The sequence below is a fragment of the Streptomyces sp. NPDC050564 genome (genome assembly GCF_044457265.1).
GTDB lineage: Bacteria > Actinomycetota > Actinomycetes > Streptomycetales > Streptomycetaceae > Streptomyces.
Map to the genome: position 1 here is coordinate 73,546 of NZ_JBITGS010000033.1, position 16,959 is coordinate 90,504.

20 protein-coding genes and 2 riboswitches are annotated in these 16,959 nt (G+C 69.9%); of the genes, 7 read left to right on the plus strand and 13 right to left on the minus strand.

The genetic code is table 11. The features are described 5' to 3' along the window. Window positions 1-92: 92 nt before the first annotated feature. Entirely contained in the window at window positions 93-1,073 is a 981-nt protein-coding gene (locus ACIBK0_RS38985; RefSeq protein WP_399090797.1) for a zinc-binding alcohol dehydrogenase, read from the minus strand. A 106-nt stretch (window positions 1,074-1,179) separates the two neighbouring features. Between ACIBK0_RS38985 and ACIBK0_RS38990 the strand changes: the two genes are divergently transcribed. After that, window positions 1,180-1,953 carry a CDP-alcohol phosphatidyltransferase family protein gene (locus ACIBK0_RS38990; protein WP_399090800.1) on the plus strand — a complete coding sequence of 258 codons (774 nt, stop codon included), beginning with the start codon at window positions 1,180-1,182 and terminating at the stop codon, window positions 1,951-1,953. Here ACIBK0_RS38990 and ACIBK0_RS38995 read toward each other — a convergent pair. The 9 genes from ACIBK0_RS38995 to ACIBK0_RS39035 all read right to left on the minus strand — a co-directional run bounded on the left by ACIBK0_RS38995 (window position 1,910) and on the right by ACIBK0_RS39035 (window position 9,724). Then, on the minus strand, window positions 1,910-2,245 hold the full coding sequence (locus ACIBK0_RS38995; RefSeq protein ID WP_399090803.1) for a hypothetical protein: 336 nt from the start codon (window positions 2,243-2,245) through the stop codon (window positions 1,910-1,912). The genes ACIBK0_RS38990 and ACIBK0_RS38995 overlap by 44 nt on opposite strands. Window positions 2,246-2,320: 75 nt before the next feature. Further along, on the minus strand, window positions 2,321-3,064 hold the full coding sequence (locus ACIBK0_RS39000; RefSeq protein WP_399090806.1) for an alpha/beta hydrolase family protein: 744 nt from the start codon (window positions 3,062-3,064) through the stop codon (window positions 2,321-2,323). 36 nt (window positions 3,065-3,100) lie between these two features. Beyond that, complete coding sequence (locus tag ACIBK0_RS39005) at window positions 3,101-4,477, minus strand: NtaA/DmoA family FMN-dependent monooxygenase (protein ID WP_399090809.1); 1,377 nt, start codon at window positions 4,475-4,477, stop codon at window positions 3,101-3,103. Window positions 4,478-4,497: 20 nt separating this feature from the next. Next, window positions 4,498-5,748: an LLM class flavin-dependent oxidoreductase gene (locus ACIBK0_RS39010; protein ID WP_399090812.1), complete on the minus strand. Its 1,251-nt coding sequence runs from the start codon at window positions 5,746-5,748 to the stop codon at window positions 4,498-4,500. Between the two features lie 76 nt (window positions 5,749-5,824). Then, a complete protein-coding gene (locus ACIBK0_RS39015; RefSeq protein ID WP_399090815.1) occupies window positions 5,825-5,941 on the minus strand; it encodes a putative leader peptide in 117 nt (38 codons plus the stop codon). Between the two features lie 86 nt (window positions 5,942-6,027). Then, window positions 6,028-6,765, minus strand: coding sequence for a GNAT family N-acetyltransferase (locus ACIBK0_RS39020; protein WP_399090818.1), 738 nt, complete (start codon window positions 6,763-6,765; stop codon window positions 6,028-6,030). 112 nt (window positions 6,766-6,877) lie between these two features. After that, entirely contained in the window at window positions 6,878-7,897 is a 1,020-nt protein-coding gene (locus ACIBK0_RS39025; RefSeq protein ID WP_399090821.1) for an ABC transporter substrate-binding protein, read from the minus strand. A gap of 61 nt (window positions 7,898-7,958) precedes the next feature. Then, the gene (locus ACIBK0_RS39030; protein ID WP_399090824.1) at window positions 7,959-8,747 is read right to left on the minus strand and encodes an amino acid ABC transporter ATP-binding protein; all 789 of its coding nucleotides are present in this window, start codon (window positions 8,745-8,747) and stop codon (window positions 7,959-7,961) included. Further along, window positions 8,744-9,724, minus strand: a complete 981-nt coding sequence (locus tag ACIBK0_RS39035) for an amino acid ABC transporter permease (RefSeq protein ID WP_399090827.1) — start codon at window positions 9,722-9,724, stop codon at window positions 8,744-8,746. The genes ACIBK0_RS39030 and ACIBK0_RS39035 overlap by 4 nt, the downstream gene beginning before the upstream one ends. Before the next feature lie 334 nt (window positions 9,725-10,058). After that, window positions 10,059-10,167, minus strand: a riboswitch (SAM riboswitch). 128 nt (window positions 10,168-10,295) lie between these two features. Continuing rightward, a riboswitch (SAM riboswitch) is annotated at window positions 10,296-10,442 on the plus strand. A gap of 36 nt (window positions 10,443-10,478) precedes the next feature. Here ACIBK0_RS39035 and ACIBK0_RS39040 point away from each other — a divergent pair. The 6 genes from ACIBK0_RS39040 to ACIBK0_RS39065 all read left to right on the plus strand — a co-directional run bounded on the left by ACIBK0_RS39040 (window position 10,479) and on the right by ACIBK0_RS39065 (window position 15,390). Next, a complete protein-coding gene (locus ACIBK0_RS39040; RefSeq protein WP_399090925.1) occupies window positions 10,479-10,544 on the plus strand; it encodes a putative leader peptide in 66 nt (21 codons plus the stop codon). 290 nt (window positions 10,545-10,834) lie between these two features. Continuing rightward, a complete protein-coding gene (locus ACIBK0_RS39045; protein ID WP_399090830.1) occupies window positions 10,835-11,551 on the plus strand; it encodes a glutathione S-transferase C-terminal domain-containing protein in 717 nt (238 codons plus the stop codon). A 177-nt stretch (window positions 11,552-11,728) separates the two neighbouring features. Further along, window positions 11,729-12,607 carry a DNA-3-methyladenine glycosylase family protein gene (locus ACIBK0_RS39050; RefSeq protein WP_399090833.1) on the plus strand — a complete coding sequence of 293 codons (879 nt, stop codon included), beginning with the start codon at window positions 11,729-11,731 and terminating at the stop codon, window positions 12,605-12,607. Between the two features lie 244 nt (window positions 12,608-12,851). Continuing rightward, on the plus strand, window positions 12,852-14,012 hold the full coding sequence (locus tag ACIBK0_RS39055) for an ABC transporter ATP-binding protein (protein WP_399090836.1): 1,161 nt from the start codon (window positions 12,852-12,854) through the stop codon (window positions 14,010-14,012). Continuing rightward, complete coding sequence (locus ACIBK0_RS39060; RefSeq protein ID WP_399090839.1) at window positions 14,009-14,719, plus strand: ABC transporter permease; 711 nt, start codon at window positions 14,009-14,011, stop codon at window positions 14,717-14,719. Before ACIBK0_RS39055 ends, ACIBK0_RS39060 begins: the two co-directional genes overlap by 4 nt. After that, window positions 14,716-15,390, plus strand: a complete 675-nt coding sequence (locus tag ACIBK0_RS39065; RefSeq protein WP_399090842.1) for an ABC transporter permease — start codon at window positions 14,716-14,718, stop codon at window positions 15,388-15,390. The genes ACIBK0_RS39060 and ACIBK0_RS39065 overlap by 4 nt, the downstream gene beginning before the upstream one ends. A gap of 42 nt (window positions 15,391-15,432) precedes the next feature. Here ACIBK0_RS39065 and ACIBK0_RS39070 read toward each other — a convergent pair whose 3' ends face one another. The 3 genes from ACIBK0_RS39070 to ACIBK0_RS39080 are packed head-to-tail and all read right to left on the minus strand — an operon-like array spanning window position 15,433 to window position 16,958. After that, a complete protein-coding gene (locus tag ACIBK0_RS39070; RefSeq protein WP_399090845.1) occupies window positions 15,433-16,044 on the minus strand; it encodes a GTP-binding protein in 612 nt (203 codons plus the stop codon). After that, window positions 15,995-16,426: a DUF742 domain-containing protein gene (locus tag ACIBK0_RS39075; protein ID WP_399090848.1), complete on the minus strand. Its 432-nt coding sequence runs from the start codon at window positions 16,424-16,426 to the stop codon at window positions 15,995-15,997. Before ACIBK0_RS39075 ends, ACIBK0_RS39070 begins: the two co-directional genes overlap by 50 nt. A 58-nt stretch (window positions 16,427-16,484) precedes the next feature. Beyond that, complete coding sequence (locus ACIBK0_RS39080) at window positions 16,485-16,958, minus strand: roadblock/LC7 domain-containing protein (RefSeq protein ID WP_399090928.1); 474 nt, start codon at window positions 16,956-16,958, stop codon at window positions 16,485-16,487. Between the last annotated feature and the right edge of the window lies 1 nt (window position 16,959).

Genomic DNA, 16,959 nt, shown 5'->3' on the forward strand with positions numbered 1-16,959 from the left:
ACGCCGTGTAGTACGGCTGCCCCGTTCTCCTTGTTCAGCCGCCTGTTCCCCTTTCTTCGAAGTTGTTGGAGGTCAGGCTGGCTGTTCCGTGCTCAAACGTCGTCGTAGACCACGCGGTGGCACAACCCGGGTATCGATCCGGAGGCGAGCTTCGCCATCACGTCCGGCAGTTCCTCGAAGCCGCACTCGCCGGTGATCAGCGCATCGAAGGCAGGTTCGGCGAGGAGTTCGAGGGCGAGCGCGAGCCGGTCGGCATACGTCCTGCTGTCCCGGCGTGCCGGGGAAACGGAACCCACCTGGCTGCTGCGCACGACAAGGCGCCGGGAGTGGAAGGCCTCCCCCAGCGGCAGACTGACGCGCCGGTCGCCGTACCAGCTCAGTTCGAGCACGGTCCCCTCCGGGCGGAGGAGTTCCAGCGACCGGGTGAGGCCGGCCTCGGTGGCGCTCGCGTGCACGACGAGGTCGCACTCGCCGGCGGCGTCCTCGGGGAGCGCGAAGTCGACGCCGAGGGCCCGGGCGATGTCGCCGCGTGCCGGGTCGGCGTCGACCAGCTGGACACGGACGCCCGGGAAGCGGGCGAGGAGCGCGGCGACGGAGCAGCCGACCATGCCGCCGCCCACCACGGCGATCCGGTCGCCGATCAGCGGGGCGGCGTCCCACAGGGCGTTCACCGCGGTCTCGACGGTCCCGGCGAGCACGGCGCGCGAGGCGGGGACCGAGTCCGGTACGACCGTGACGGCGCTCGCCGGGACGACGTACCGCGTCTGGTGCGGATACAGGCAGAAGACGGTCCGCCCGCGCAGCGACACGGGTCCTTCCTCCACGCGGCCGACGCTCAAATAGCCGTATTTGACCGGTGCGGGGAAGTCCCCGTCCTGGAACGGTGCACGCATCAAAGCATGCTGACTTTCCGGAACACCCCCGCGGAAGACGAGTGTCTCGGTGCCCCGGCTCACCCCGGAGCAGAGCGTGCGCACCAGCACCTCCCCCTCGGCGGGTGCCGGAAGGGCGACTTCCCGTATCTCGCCGTGCCCGGGCGACCGGAGCCAGAAGGCGCGAGCTGTGAGTTCCATGAGCGTCCCCCTGAACGATTCAGCAGATCTTCACGTACGGAGCGGTGACAAGCCGCGCACTGTACGCGGCGTTGATCGACTCTGTCATATGGCCGGAGGATGTGCGGTGGCCCTGAACAACACTTACGACGCGAGGCTCCTGGCGCAGGAGACCACGGTGGGAGCGGGTGTGCAGCTCCTGTTGCTGGCTCTGCTGGGCACGGCGATCGGGATGGGGCCCGCGGGCTGGCTGACCGGCCTGGCCTTCGCGATCGCCACCTGGGCGGTCCTGACCCGCGCCCTGCGCCGATCGCAGCCCCGCTCGTTCGGTCCCGCCAATCGGGTGACGCTGGGCCGGGCGATCCTGGTCGGCGGCGTCACCGCCCTGGTCGCGGACTCCTTCCAGAGTTCGCCCCCGGTCACCCTGCTGGTCGGTCTGACGGCGGTCGCCCTGATCCTCGACGGCGTCGACGGCAAGGTCGCCCGCCGCACCGGAACGTCCTCGGCGCTGGGTGCCCGCTTCGACATGGAGGTCGACGCGTTCCTGATCCTGGTGCTGAGCGTGTACGTCGCGATGTCGCTCGGCCCGTGGGTGCTGCTGATCGGCACGATGCGGTACGCCTTCGTGGCCGCCGCGCGCGTGCTGCCCTGGCTGAACGCCGCGCTGCCGCCGAGCATGGCGCGCAAGACGGTGGCGGCCCTGCAGGGCATCGTGCTGCTGGTCGCGGGCGCCGGGATCCTGCCGCACGCGGTGACCGTCGGGGCCGTGCTGCTGGCCCTCACGCTGCTCGTCTGGTCGTTCGGCCGCGACATCACATGGCTGTGGAGCCGGGGCGACCGGAGGCCCGCGGACTACGTCAGCCCGTCGTCCCTGCCGGTACCGGCGCGTTCCGAGGGTTGATCACGTGCCGGTGCAGGTCGGCTCCTTCGGTTTCGGACGGCATGTGGTCCGTGGTGGACCGGTACAACGGGGCGCCGTCGTACGTCACCTGGGCGCCGCCCTCGGGCCGTGTGACGGCGCCGAGCGCGCCCGCGATGCCCGGCGGCAGCCGCGGTTCGGCGCCGGGCGGATCGAGCAGCGGCTTGTGGGTGTCCGTGCGGGGGCCGACACTGCCGACGGTCCCTGTGCTCTCGAGGTCGTAGCGGTGGAACGTGCGCCCGTGCGGTGTCGTTCTGGTCGAGGTTCGGGGCATTGCTGGGGCTGAAGAAGTCCCGCGCGAAGATCGTGCCGTTGCTGTTGACGCCGAGCCGGACCACCACGGCCGAGGTCAGGCGTGCTTCTTGAGGAAGGCCTTGACCTCGTCCCAGACGGACGGCTGTTGCAGCAGGATGTCGCTTCCATGGGCGGCGCCCGAGACCGTCTCCAACCGTTCGCCGTGGGACTTCTTCGCCAGTTTGTCGAGGTCCTTGGCGTCCTGGGCGAACCGCTCGTCGCCCGCCGCCGCGAGGAAGTAGACGGGCATGGTCAGGTCCGGGACCGCCTTCGTGGCGTCCATGTCACTGTAGAGGCCCGGACCCGAGAGAGACACCACCGCCGCGACGGCCGGCTCGATCTTCGAGGCGGCAACGAGGGAGGCGGTGCCTCCCTTCGAGGCACCCATCAGAAGGATCTTCTGCGCTCCTTGGCTCCGCAGCCGGGCGGCGGCGCCTTCGATCTCCGGGACTTCGGAGGAGTTGCTGTTGACGGCGAGCACCCGGTAACCGGCCGCAGCGAGTTCGTCGGCGGACGGGATCCAGGAGCAGACGTCGTTGTTCGACTGGTGGGACAGGACGATTCCGGTGGCGCCGGTGCCCGTCTCGTAGCCGTCGACGTCGCTGCCCTCGGTGTCCTTGAAGGTCACCGAGTGCTTGAGCTGTTGGCCCGCCAGACATCCGAAGTCGTTGGCCGTGGCCTTTGTCGTGGCCGTCTTCGTCCCCTTGGTACCGGTGTCGTCGCCGCCGTCATCGCAGGCTCCCAGCACCGGCAGCCCGGCACAGAGGAGCACCACGGCAGCCCGGGCCGATCGCCTCATGCCGCCCTCCCTCGCAAGAAGCCCCGCATGGCCGGTTCACGACGCGACCCGTTCGCCCGGCGCGCTCGCGTCGGGATGAGTCAGGCCGAGGTGATCGCGCAGAGTAGTGCCCTCGTACTCCGTGCGGAAGACCCCGCGCTCCTGGAGCAGCGGGACCACGGTGTCGGCGAAGGCGTCGAGACCCCCCGGAGTGATGTGCGGGACGAGGATGAAACCGTCCGAGGCGTCGGCCTGGACGAAGGAGTTGATGGTCTCGGCGACGGTGGCCGGGGAGCCGATGAAGGACTGCCGGTTGCCGGTCTCGATGACCAGGTCGCGGATCGACCAGTTGTTGGCCGCCGCCCGCTCCCGCCACTCCCGGGCGGTGGCCAGCGGGTCGCGGTACATGCGCACCTGGGCGCGGCCGCGCGCGATGGTGTGCTCGCCGAGGTCGGGATCGATGTCGGGGAGCGGGCCGTCCGGGTCGTACCCGGACAGGTCGCGGTTCCAGACGAATTCCAGGTGCTTGATGGCCGTGGCACCGCTGACCTGCTGTCGGCGCACCTCGCGGGCGCGCTCCTGCGCCTCGGCGTCGGTGTCCGCGAGGACGAAGGTCGCGGCGGGCAGGATCAGCAGCTGGTCGCGGCTGCGGCCGTGGCGGGCCAGGCGGCCCTTGACGTCCGTGTAGAACGCCTGGCCTTCCTTGAGCGTGCTGTACCGGCTGAAGATCGCATCGGCGTGGGAGGCGGCGAACTCGCGGCCCTCGTCGGAGTCACCCGCCTGGAAGACCACCGGCCGGCCCTGCGGGCTGCGCGGGACGTTGAACTGCCCCTCGATGTCGAAGTGCTGTCCCTTGTGCACGAAGGCTCCGGCCTTCGCGTCGCGCAGAAAGGTGCCACTCTCCTGGTCGGCGGCGATCTCGTCGCCGTGCCACGAGTCGAAGAGCTCATGCGCGGTGGTGAGGAACTCCTTGGCCCGGGAGTACCGCTCCTCCTGCGGGAGGAAGCCCCCGCGGCGGAAGTTCTCGCCTGTGAAGGCGTCCCAGGAAGTGACGACGTTCCACGCGGCGCGCCCGCCGGAGAGGTGGTCGAGGCTGGCGAACTGGCGGGCCACCTCGTACGGCTCGTTGAACGTGGAGTTGATGGTGCCGGTGAGACCGAGATGTTCGGTGACGGCGGCGAGCGCGGTGAGGATCGTGAAGGTGTCGGGTCGTCCCACGACGTCCAAGTCGTAGATCCTGCCGCCCTGTTCACGCAGCCGCAGTCCCTCGGCGAGGAACAGGAAGTCGAACTTGGCGCGTTCGGCGGTCCGCGCGAAGTGCGCGAAGGAGCTGAACTCGATGTGGCTGCCGGCCTCCGGGTCGCTCCACACGGTGGTGTTGTTCACGCCGGGGAAATGGGCGGCCAGATGGATCTGCTTCAGCGGCTTGCTCATGGTCGTACGGTCCCTCCGGCTCAGACAGTGGTGGCGGCATAGCGGTTGGCGGGACGCGCGAGTCCCAGCAGCCCGCGCAGGGTGTCGGCTTCGTACGTCTCCCGGAAGGCGCCGCGGCGCTGGAGCTCGGGAACCAGGCCCCGGGTGATGGCCGGGAGGTCGTGGCCGATGACGGCGGGGCGCAGCCGGAAGCCGGACAGCCCTGCCTTCCCCAAGTCCTGGAGCAGATCCGCCAGTTCGACGGGCGTTCCGGTGAAGATCCGCGCGTCGCTGGTGTACGGGTGACCCGCGAGGGAGTCGAGACGCTCCCGGCGTGCCACCGCGGTGGCGGGGTCATCGTCCAGGAACACCACGAGGTCGCCGAAGAGGTGCAGCGGCTCCGCGGCGCGCCCGGCCGCGTCCTGTGCGGCGCGGACCGCGGCGACGACGGCGCGTGCCTGCTCGGCGTCGTGCGGAGTGACGTATCCGAGATCGGCGGAACGCCCCACCAGCCGGAACGGCGCACCCGTCCCGGTCTCGTGGGCCAGCGCGGTGACCAGGGGCTGGCCCTGCGGCGGACGGGGGGTGATCGAGGGGCCCTTGACGCTGAAGTGCCTGCCCTCGAAGTCGATGTAGTGCAGCTTGCCGCGGTCGATGAAGCGGCCGGTGGCCACATCCCGGATCTCCGCGTCGTCCTCCCAGCTGTCCCACAGCCGGCGCACCACTTCGACGTAGTCGGCCGCCTCGTCGAAGAGCTCGACGCTCAACTCCCTGATGGCCGGGCTCTCGAGTTCCTCGAAACGGAACGAAGGGAAGGTACGTCGGCCGAAGTGCGCGGCCTCGTTCGCGCGCGCCGACACCTGCACCCTGACGCCCGCGCGGCCGGTGCTCACATAGTCGAGGGTGGCGATCGCCTTGGAGATATGGAAAGGCTCCGTGTGAGTGGCCACCACCGTCGGCACCAGCCCTATGTGGCTGGTCAAGGGTGCGACGCGGGCCGCGATGAGGACGGCGTCGAGGCGTCCGCGTACCTGGTCCGTCCGCCCGTCGGGTTCGGTGAAGTGCGAGGACTGGAGCCCGAGCGCGTCCTCGATGGTCACGAAGTCGAGCAACCCGCGCTCGGCCTCGGTGACCAGGTCGCTCCAGTAGGCGGCGGTAAGCAGCTCCCGGGGGCGGGCCAAGGGCTCGCGCCACGCGGCCGGATGCCAGCCGGCGCCGTCGAGCGCGACGGCGAGGTGCAGCGCCGCAGAGTGAGAAGAGGGAGAAGAGGGCAACGAAGATGATGAGGACACGGGTGGGGTGCCTTCCTGATCGACCGTACGAGATCACCGGACCCTCGGTGGGAGGATCCGGCGGCGGGGGTGACAGTCAGGGGCGACAGAGCGCGCCGGCGACGCGCCGCAGGTCGATGTGCGGCCGCGAGTAGAGGTGCACACGGCGGCGCGGGGCGATGTCCATGACAGGGAGGCCGGACACACCTGCCACGTCCGTCACCTCCGCCCTTCCGGCAGGGCGGGTTCGCGGCCGCCCCGGCGCATCGTCAAGGTCTTCAACACAGCACAACAGCACAGCTATGCCTTCTGTTCCGGCGTCGTGCCCGGAGTTCGCACGCGCAGGAAGTTCGAGCGGCGTCGCAGGGTGAAGCCGATCGACTCGTAGAGCCGGATCGCTCCGGTGTTGCTCGCGGAGGCGTGCAGGAAGGGAGTGTCCCCGCGCTCCCTGATGCCCGCCGCGACCGCGCGTACCAGCCGGGTGGCCAGGCCCCGGCCGCGGTGGTCCGGGCGAGTGCAGACGGCGCTGATCTCCGTCCAGCCCGGTGGGCGCAGCCGTTCGCCGGCCATGGCGATCAGCCGTCCTCGGTGCCGGATGCCCAGGTAGGTGCCGACTTCGATCGTGCGGGGCAGGAAAGGGCCCGGCTCGGTCAAGGCGATGAGGTCCAGGATCTCGGGTACGTCGTCGAGCCCGAGCCGCACCGCCTCCGGGGCGGGCTCGGCGCGCAGCGCGGTGCCGACCAGTTGTACGCCCCGGCCGCGCTGTACGGTCTCCCAGCCCTCGGGAGCGTCCTTGACCCCGGACACCGGGGTGACGGTTCCCGGGCCGACGAGTTCGGCCAGGTCCTGCCAGGCGTGAGGGTCGGCGGGGTCGGCCAGGGCGGTGAACGGGGAGACATCCGTGCGGTAGCGGGCGGCGTCTCCGACGCGCTCGGCGAACCCGGCATGCGGACCGGTCAGCGCGGCCCAGGCCGCGTTGTCCAGGATGTGCGGTGTCGCCGGGCTCTGCGGCGAAGTGGGTCGAGTGATGGTGGACATGGGGGTGTCGGATCTCCGTAGCCGGGAGGGGCGACTGCCGGGGGCTCACGGCCGTCGACTCCGTGCGTAGCCGACGGCCGTATCTGAGCATCCAACAGGACGATGTGAGGGCTCAGGAGTTGTCGAGCGGCAGCCCGGGCGGGTTGACCTGGGCGGTGTCGACGGCCTCGTTGGAGAGGTTCCAGGCGGACAGCCACTTGGTGTACTGGCCGTTCTTGATCAGATGGTTGACCGCGTCGGCGATCGGCTTGGCCAGGCCGCTGTCCTTCTTCGTGGTAGCCGCGATCAAGCCCTGCAGCGACGCGCCGGCGCCGGAGAACGTACCCGCGCTGCGCGTCGGGTTGGGCGACTTGGCGGTCTGTGTGACGTGGTAGGCGACACCGGGGTTGGCGGCGAAATACGCGTCGATCTTTCCGCCGGTCAGCGCCAGGTAGGTGCTGTTCTTGCTCGCGAAGTGCTTGACGGTGAGCTGCTTGCCCTCCTTCTCGAGCTTCGTCTGCCACTCGAGGAGGATCTTCTCCTGGTTGGTGCCGTTGTCGACGGCGACGGTCTTGCCGGCGAGGTTCTCGTAGTCGTCGTCGAAGTTCCACGTGCTCTTCTTGAGCACCTCGAAGCCGACGTTGTCCTTCCGGTAGGAGGCGAAGTCGTACTTCTTCTTGCGCTCCTCGGTGTCGGTGATGTTGGCGAAGGCCACGTCGACCTTGCCACTGTCGATGCCGACGAACATGTTCTCCCAGGTGGAGTTCTTCAGCTCCGGCTTCAGGCCGAGTACGGCGGCGACCAGGCGGCCGAAGTCGGGTTCCGCGCCGGTGAGGGTCTTCTGGTCGGAGCCGACGTACGCCAGGGGCGGGAAGCCGTCGGGCAGGGCGCCGACGCCGATCTCCAGCTTGCCGCTCCTGCGCACCGACGCGGGCAGCTCGGCGCTGATCGACTTCACCTCGGAGACCTTCAACCTGGTCTGCCGGGCGGCCCCGTTGGACAGCTGTCCCACGGTCACCGTGCCCGCGGCGTCGGTCGTGGTGGCGGCGTCGCTGTCGCCTCCGCAGGCCGCGAGCCCGGCGGCCAGTGAAGCAACGGCGGTCGCCGCGGTGATACCGCGTATCAGGCTGCGTCGAGAGAAGTGCGTAGGCATGGCTGTCCTTGTCGCTGGGTGAGGGTGTGACTGCGGTGATGTGGCAGAAGGGAGGCGCCGGTCAGAGCACCTTGCTGAGGAAGTCCCGGGTCCGTTCGTGCCGCGGGTGGTCCAACACCTCTGAGGGCGGGCCCTGTTCGACGATGCGGCCGCCGTCGATGAAGACGATCCGGTCGGCGACCTCGCGGGCGAAGCCGATCTCGTGCGTGACGATGACGAGGGTGGTGCCGCTGGTCGCCAGGTCCTTGATGACGGCCAGGACCTCGCCGACGAGTTCGGGGTCGAGTGCCGAGGTGGGCTCGTCGAACAGGATGATTCCCGGGCGCAGGGCGAGGGCGCGGGCGATGGCCACACGCTGCTGCTGACCGCCGGACAACTGGCGCGGGTAGGCGCCGGTCTTCTCGCCCAGGCCCACGCGGCCGAGCAGTTCGCGTGCCAGCTCCTGGGCCTCGGGCTTGGTCAGCCTCCCGGTGGCCACGGGCGCGGCGGCCACGTTGTCCAGGACGGTCAGATGCGGGAAGAGGTTGAAGTTCTGGAAGACGAAGCCGATCCGGCTGCGCTGGCTCAGGATGGCCCGCTCGCTGAGTTCCTTCAGCCTCTCGCCCTGCCGCCTGACGCCGATCAACTCGCCGTTGACACTGACGTATCCGACTTCCGGCTTCTCCAGGTGGTTGATCACCCGCAACAGCGTCGACTTGCCGGAGCCGGACGGGCCGAGGATGACGGTGACCTCGCCGGGCCGCACTGTCAGGTCGACTCCGTCGAGTACCCGGTGGGCGCCGTACCACTTGTGCACGTCGTGGACTTCAAGCGCGGCGGGTCGCGCGTCGGGGGTCTGGGCGGTGGTCATACGGCGGCCTCCTTGCGCAGCCGGGCCAGCAGATCGGTCAGGCCGGTCCGCGCCTTCTGCAGCGGGGTCGGCGGCAGGGTGCGTGTCGCGCCCCGGGCGAAGTACCGCTCGACGTAGAACTGGGCGATAGACACGGCACTCGTGAGGATCAGGTACCAGACGGTGGCGACCAGCAGCAGCGGCACGATGTCGCCGGGATAGGTGCTGCCCATCGTCTGCACCGAGCCGAACAGGTCGAGCAGCGACACGTAGAAGACCAGGGACGTGCCCTTGATCAGGCCGATCAGCTGGTTGACGTAGTTCGGGGTGATGGACCTGAGGGCCTGCGGGAAGACGATCCGGGTGAACTGGTACGTCTTCGGCAGGCCGAGCGCGGCAGCCGCCTCGTGCTGGCCCTGGTCGACGGAGAGGATGCCGCCGCGGACGACCTCGGCCGCGTACGCCGCCTCGTTGAGGCTGAGGCCGATCACGGCGACCGTCATGTCGGTGGCGAGCCGGGACTCGTCGAAGGTGACGAAGGCCGGCCCGAACGGCACACCGAGGCTCAACGTCTTGTACAGGGCGCTGAAGTTGTAGAGGAAGATCAGGACGACGATCAGCGGTACGGAGCGGAACAGCCACGTGTACACCCAGCTCACCGCACGCAGCACCGGGCTCCCGGAGAGCCTGGCGAGGGCGAGCAGGACTCCGCCCAGCAGCCCCAACACCGCGCTGAGCGCGGCCACTTCGAGGGTGATGACCAGGCCGTCGAGAATCGTGGGACGCAGGAACCAGTAGCGGAAGCGATCCCACTGGTAGAAGGGGTTGGTGGCCAGGCCGTGGATGATCTGGGCGACCAGGACCAGGACGACGGCTGTGGCAATCCAGCGGCCCGGCCGGCGCAGCGGCAGCACGCGCTGGGCCGTGAGCGGCTTCGCCGGGGAGTCGGCGGGCGGTGCCTCGGCAAGAAACACAGCGACGCCAGGGGGTTCACTCATGAGGGGGCTCCAGCGGAGTCGGACACCCCGGGCGCGGCATACGCAACGGCACCGCAGCACAACGGGGACGGCTGCGGAGGACGAAGAACGGGAAGACGCCGGTACCGGGGGCTGGGCGGGCAGAGGGCGCACCGCGGCAGCGGTACGCGTCAGAGATTCAGGACGCCGTCAGCCTTGACAGCGGGCACAGCCCGAAGCGGTACACAGGGCACTGTTGACGCGGAGCAGATCGACGCAGCGGTTCGCGCACAGCAGTACGCAGCCGCGGGGCCGCTCTGCGGCCACCTTCGACGCTGCGTTCATCGTTGTCTCCGTCACTGTTCCGCCCGTGGGCGGCTCGCGCTTACCGAAAGTCTTCCGGTCCGGTCGTCACCTGGGGCACCCCACCGCGACGCGAGGGTTGCCGGCCAGCGAGCCAGGGCTTTTCGCTGACACTCATGACCGATCTGCGGCGTAAGTTAGGCACGCTCGGAAACCGATGTCAACGTCCACCCGCCCGAATGACCACGTGGTGAGACCGGGTCCACGCCTTCTTGACGGCGTCACGGAGCGCACTGACACTGACGAGGACGGTCACGATTGTCAGCGCCTCGTCACGTGGGCTTGCCTGCGCGATGCGGTGATCGGCCCCGGCCCGCTGACAGGCAACCCTTCCACCGCGACGGGGTGCCCCGGGTGACGACCGGGTCCCGCCGGTGCGGCGGGACAAGCGTGGTCTCGCGGCTCGCGGGCCCTGAAGGCGGGACCGGTGGGAATGCCCAGGAGCGACCTGACGAGACGGCTGCACATCGATTTGCAGCGGGTCTCCAGCGCGTACTAGTCCGGCCGCTCCGAGCCGGTGCACAAGCGCAGTCACTCCGTTCCGCCGCTGCCGCCCAACATGCGGCCGGGGCTTCGTCGTTCCCCTGGAGAGTCATGCCCGAGACCGTTTCGCGCGCCTCGAACACAGCCACCTCAGGCACATGCGCCACCAGCGCAGCCACCACCGGCACGCACGCCGCAACCGCGGGCACGTGCGCCCCCACCGCAGTCGCCCGCGCCTCGACGTCGCGCGTTCCGGGCCCAGTTGTGTCCGGTCCAAGCACTCGCCCCGCAGGCGCCGGACCGTCCGTGTCCCCTCGCCCGCACGGCATCCGCAGCCGCATCGGTGTCGGTGCCGCCGGTGGCTTCTACCCTGCGCCGCACCGCTATCAGCTCTATCTGTCCGAGGGCTGTCCGCGTTCGCTGCGCCTTTCGATCACCCTCGATCTGCTCGGCCTCAAGGACTCGGTGGCCACCACGATCCTCGCGCACCCCGCCGAGACACCCGACGCGTTCGCCTCGCTCCGCAGTGCCTACGAGGCCACCTGGCACCATTACGAGGGCCCGCTGACCGCGCCCGCGCTGTGCGACCGCTGGAGCGGACGCATCGTCAGCAATCACACCCCCGACATCCTTCGTGACCTGGCGGGCCTGCTGACCTGCCATGACGGAGCATGCATCCCCCTGCTGCACCCGCCGGCCCTCGCCGCGGACATCGACGCCCTGCGCGAACTCCTCGACCGCGACGTCACCTCGACGGCGCGGCCGGAAGCCCGCTCGGCGACTCTGGATCTGTTGGACCATCAGCTCGCCACGCGCGCCTATGTGTTGGGCGAGGATCTGACGGCCGCCGACGTGGACGTCTGGGTGGCGCTCAACCACCTCGACACGGCCGACCCCCTCTCCCGGCACAGCCGCCTTCGCGCCTATGTGCGCCGCCTCGACGAGCATCCCGCCTTCCACGGCGCCCGGTCCCTGCGCGTGTGGCACGACCGGTCCGCGACGGGAGCGATCCGACGCGACTGACCGTCAGAACGCGGGGGCCGCGCCGCTGGGCGTCACCCATCCGGGGTCCGGGGCGGACCTCGCGAAAATACTTGACGGATTCTGTCAGGTATTGAGGCCAAGGTCGTGTGCACAGACAGCGGCGCCGGGTCTCTCGGCCCGTCCACGAGTGCCGGTGTCCCGAGCGGAAGGTCGGACATGGTGCAGCACGCGGTCGAATTCGAGGTGGCCGGCCCTTGGTCGCTGGACACGAGCCGGGAGTTCTGGGAGGAGCTCGCGCCGCTGGCGCCGGCCTCGGCGGCGGGTGCCGCCGGGGCGTTGCGCACGGTCTTCCACGCCGACGCCGACTGGCGCCGCGTCGCCGCGGAGGTCACCCAGTACGGCAGCACGGCCCGGGTCGTGGCGGTCGGCGACGGCGATCTGGACGCCGCCGCCGAGCAGGTGCGCCGCTTCCTGTCCCTGGACGTCGACGCCCGCGGCTGGCCGACGGTCGCCGAACGCGACCCCGTCATCGCCGACGTCCAGGCCAGATGGCCGGGCCTGCGGCCGTGCGGTTTCCACTCGCCCTACGAGGCCGCCACCTGGGCGGTGCTGACCCAGCGCACGGGGATGACCTCGGCCAGGCGCATGCGCGACGACCTCGTCGCCCGCTACGGCACAGGCGGCGCGTTCCCCTCCCCCGAGGCGCTGCTCGGCCTGGACTTCGAACTGCCCTGGCGCAAAACCGAGTACCTGCACTCCGTGGCCGACGCCGCGCTCGACGGGCTCCTCGACGGCGCCCGGCTGCGCGCCCTGGGCCCGGCGGCGGCGGTGCGGCAGGTCCAGCAGGTCAAGGGGCTGGGCGTCTTCTCCGCCGAGCTCGTCGTCCTGCGCGGCGCCAACCACCCCGACACACTGCCGACCCAGGAGCGCCGATTGGAGGCGGAGATCACCGAGCGGTACGGGCCCGGCCGGGGCCTCACCGAGGTTTCCGAGAACTGGCGGCCCTACCGCACCTGGGCCGCGCTGCACCTCCGCGTCCTGCACGGCGAGCGCATGGGTCCGAGCGCTGCCCGCCCCGCTCGTGCCCACCGGTGAGACCGTGGTTCCCGCGCCTGCTTGCGGAGAAGGCGTGAGTCACGGTGACAAGAACGACCGGTCCTCGTCCGCGCCCGCGCATCCTCCCCACTGCCGTGGCTCACGTGTGCATCACGACACCGGGCCACTCTCGGATCCGTAACCTGCGGCAACCACGATCGAACATCAACTGGCTAGACTACGCACCCTCGTGCACGCGATCGCGCCACGTACGAGCAAAGCCGTTCCCGAAGGGTTTCGACGCTTGATAGCCATCGAAGAGGTCAGCAAGCGATACGCCGACGGCACGGTGGCCGTCGATCGCCTGTCTCTGCAGATACCGAACCACTCCATCACCGTTCTCGTCGGACCCTCGGGCTGCGGCAAGACCACCACGCTGCGCATGATCAACCGCATGGTCGAGCCCAGCAGCGGCACCATCCGGGTCGACGGCGAAGACATCCTGCGCCAGCCGGTCAACGCCCTGCGCCGCTCCATGGGTTACGTCATCCAGAACGCCGGCCTGTTCCAGCACCGCACGATTCTCGACAACATCGCGACGGTGCCGCGGCTGCTCGGCTGGTCCAAGCAGCGGGCCCGGGCCCGTGCGGCCGAGCTCATGGAACGGGTCGGCCTCGACCCGGCCATGGCCCGCCGCTATCCGTACCAGCTCTCCGGCGGCCAGCAGCAGCGTGTCGGCGTCGCCCGCGCACTGGCCTCGGACCCGCCGATCCTGCTCATGGACGAGCCGTTCTCCGCGGTCGACCCGGTCGTCCGCCGTGGTCTCCAGGAGGAGTTGCTCCGCATCCAGGGCGAACTCGGCAAGGCGATCGTGTTCGTCACCCACGACATGGACGAGGCCATCACGATCGGCGACCGCATCGCCGTGATGCGCACCGGCGGCAAACTCGCCCAGTTCGCCGCCCCCGACGAGCTGCTGTCGTCGCCCGCCGACCCGTTCGTCGAGGAGTTCCTCGGCGCCGACCGGGGGATCCGCGGTCTTTCGTTCCTGTCCACCCGCGACCTCGAACTCGACCGCTCCCGTGTCTTCCCGGTCGGCTCCGACTGGCAGGAGATCGCCGGGCGGGACGCGGAGCGGGCGCCGGTCCTTGTGACCGACGCCGATGACAGGCCGCTGGGCTGGGCCGATCTCGCGGTGTGGGGCGGTGACATCAAGGCTCTGGAACCCTACGGGCAGAGCTTCGAGGTGGGCCGGGACTCGCTCCGGGTCGCCCTGGACCGGGCCGTGCTGGCGCCGACCGGTCAGGCGGTCGCCGTGGACGGCACGGGGCGGGTGCTGGGGATCGCCGGGCAGGAGACGGTCGCCGCGGCGATCCGCGCGGCCCGGCAGCGACGGGCCGCGGACTCCCCGCAGGGCACGTCGGACTCCCCCCAGGGCCCGTCCCAGTTGAAGGCCGCGAAATGAACGGCTTCTTCGACATACCCAGCGACCTCCAGAACAGCTATCTCGGCCTGATCTCCTGGCACATGCAGGAGGCGCTGATCCCGGTGCTGATCGGTCTGCTGCTGGCACTGCCCATCGGTCTGCTGTGCGTCCGCTTCAACTGGCTCTACCCGCCGGTCCTCTGGACCACCACGGTGCTGTACGCGATCCCGTCGCTGGCCTTCTTCGTGGTACTCATCGACTACACCGGGCTGAGCCGACTCACCGTGATGATCCCGCTGTGCCTGTACAGCCTGGTGGTCCTCGTCCCGGCGGTCGTCGACGGCGTCCGCTCGGTCCCCGAGGAGACGAACGCCGCCGCGGCGGCGATGGGCATCGGTCACGTACGCCGCTACCTCCAGGTCCAACTGCCCATCGCCGTACCGGCGATCATGGCGGGGCTGCGGGTGGCCACCGCCTCCAGCATCAGTCTGGTCAGCGTCGGCGCACTGATCGGCAACCAAGGAGCCCTGGGCAATCTGCTGACCACCGCGATGCTGTACCACCGGCCCGTCCTCGCGGTGAACTCGGTGGTCACCACCGCCGTCCTCGCGGTGCTGATCGACGCCCTGCTTGTGCTGCTGCGACGGCTGCTGACCCCCTGGCAGCCGCCCTCCGGGCGCAAGGCCGGCCGCCGCCGTACGTCCACGATCGCGGGCCCCGCCCGCACCCCGGAGAGCGTCTCGTGAACGTACTCAACTACATCCAGTCGTTCCTCAGCGACGGCTCCCACTGGCACGGCTACGACGGCATCCCGCAGCGCGTCTGGGAGCACCTCCAGTACTCCACCGAGGCCCTCGCGATCGCCGCGGCCATCGGCCTGCCCATCGGTCTGGTCACCGGACACACCGGCCGCGGTGGCGACGCGCTGGCCTTCGTGTCGGCGGGGGCCCGGGCCCTGCCCACGTTCGGGCTGCTGGTGCTGATGTTCGTCTGGCTCGGCATCGGCATCCTGCCCGTGATGATCCCGCTCGTGGTGCTGGCGATCCCCCCGGTCCTCATCACCTCCTACGAGGCGATCCGCAATGTGGACCCCTCCCCCGTCGACGCGGCCCGCGGCATGGGCATGTCCGAGGGGAAGATCCTGCTCCAGGTCGAGGTCCCCGCGGCGCTGCCGCTGATCCTCAGCGGTCTGCGCTCGGCGGCGATCCAGATCGTGTCGACGGCGACGATCGCGGCCTATGTGAGCCTCGGCGGAGTCGGCCGCTACATCGTGGACGGCCTCTACCAGCGCAACTACGAGAAGGTGGTCGGCGGGGCCACCCTCACGGCTGTCCTCGCGCTGCTCGTCCTGGTGCTCTTCTGGGCCGTGGCCCGGGTGACAGTGTCCCCGGGTGTGCGCAGGCGCCGGGCGGCCTGACGAGCATGCCGAGGGGGGACGGGCGCCCGGCCCGTCCCCGCTTCACCGCTCGGCGGTGGCCAGGGCGTGTTCGAGAACGACGAGCAGTGCGTCGCGTACGGAGCCGCGTTCGCGCGCGTCGAACACGGTGAGGGGCACGTGGTCGGCGACGTCGAGGGCCCACCGTACGTCGTCCAGATCGTGTTCGACCTTGCCGTCGAAGGCGTTGACGGCCACCGCGAAGGGGATCTCGCGGTGCTCGAAGTAGTCGACGGCCGCGTAGCAGTCGTCGAGCCGACGGGTGTCGACGATGACGAGCCCGCCGAGCGCGCCCTCGACGAGGTCGTCCCACATGAACCCGAACCGCTCCTGACCGGGCGTCCCGAACAGATAGAGCTTCAGCGTCGGATCGAGGGTGACGCAGCCGAAGTCCATGGCGACGGTCGTCGTCATCTTCTCCGGGGTGTGCGTGAGGTCGTCGACGCCCGCCGCGACCGAGGTGATGGACGCCTCGGTGGTCAGCGGCTCGATTTCGGATATGGCGCCGACCGTGGTGGTCTTGCCCACGCCGAAGCCGCCGGCGATCACCATCTTCACCGGCAGCGGCGGCCGCGGCCCCTCGGCGTCAGCCCTCACGGATCGCGCCCCGGGAGTCGGGGATAGCTCGGAGACCATCGATAACCCTTCGCAATACGGTGGCATCGCGGGCGGAATCGGCCTGCGGTGCGTACAAGGCCAGTTGACCGTCGGCACGCAGATCGTCGGCGAGCACCCGGATCACATTCAAGTGCATCCGCAGTTTCGCCGCGATCTCCGCCAGCGACTGCGGCCGGCGGCAGATCGTGATGATGTCGCGGTGCTGTTCGAAGACGAAGGCGTCGAGCGCGGCCAGCCCCAGATCGGTCGTGACCACCTGGGTCTCGATCGGGATCGGCGGTACGAGACTGTCGCCGCCGGCGATCCTCCCCGCGGTCAGCAGGAAGGGCCGGACGACGGACGCGGGGGTCTCCACTCCCCACCCTGCGTCGTCGGTGGCTGATGGCTCGCCGTCCGTCATGACGTCCTCCCCCTTCGCTTCGCGGACCGTCACCGGTCATGTGACGCCCCGTCGGACGTCAACCGGTCGGGGCGATGCCCACGGTGTTCTTGAGCTCCATGACCAGCTGCGGGCTCAGGACGGCACCGGCGCGGTTGGCGAAGAGGGTCATCTCGTACGCGATGTTGCCGAGCTTCGCCTCCTTCGACGCGACCACGCCGAGCACCGCGCCCGCGCCGAGCGCCGACACCAGGACGTGTCCCTCCTCCAAGTCGATGATGACCTTGTTCAGAGCGCCGAGGCCGTAGTTGCCGGACGCACCCATGGCAAGGCTGGTGATGCCGGAGACGATCGCCGCGAGCCGCTCCGAGTCCGCCTGTCCGCGCAGTTGGGACACCGCGATGAGCAGTCCGTCGGAGGAGACGCCGATGACGTCGACGACCCCGGCCGTCTCGGTGGCGAATCGATTGAGCAGCCAGTTGAAGTCGGCAGCGGCCGCCTTCACGTCCGTCACCTGTTCCACGGCTCCGGACTCCGGCTCGCCTGTCCACATG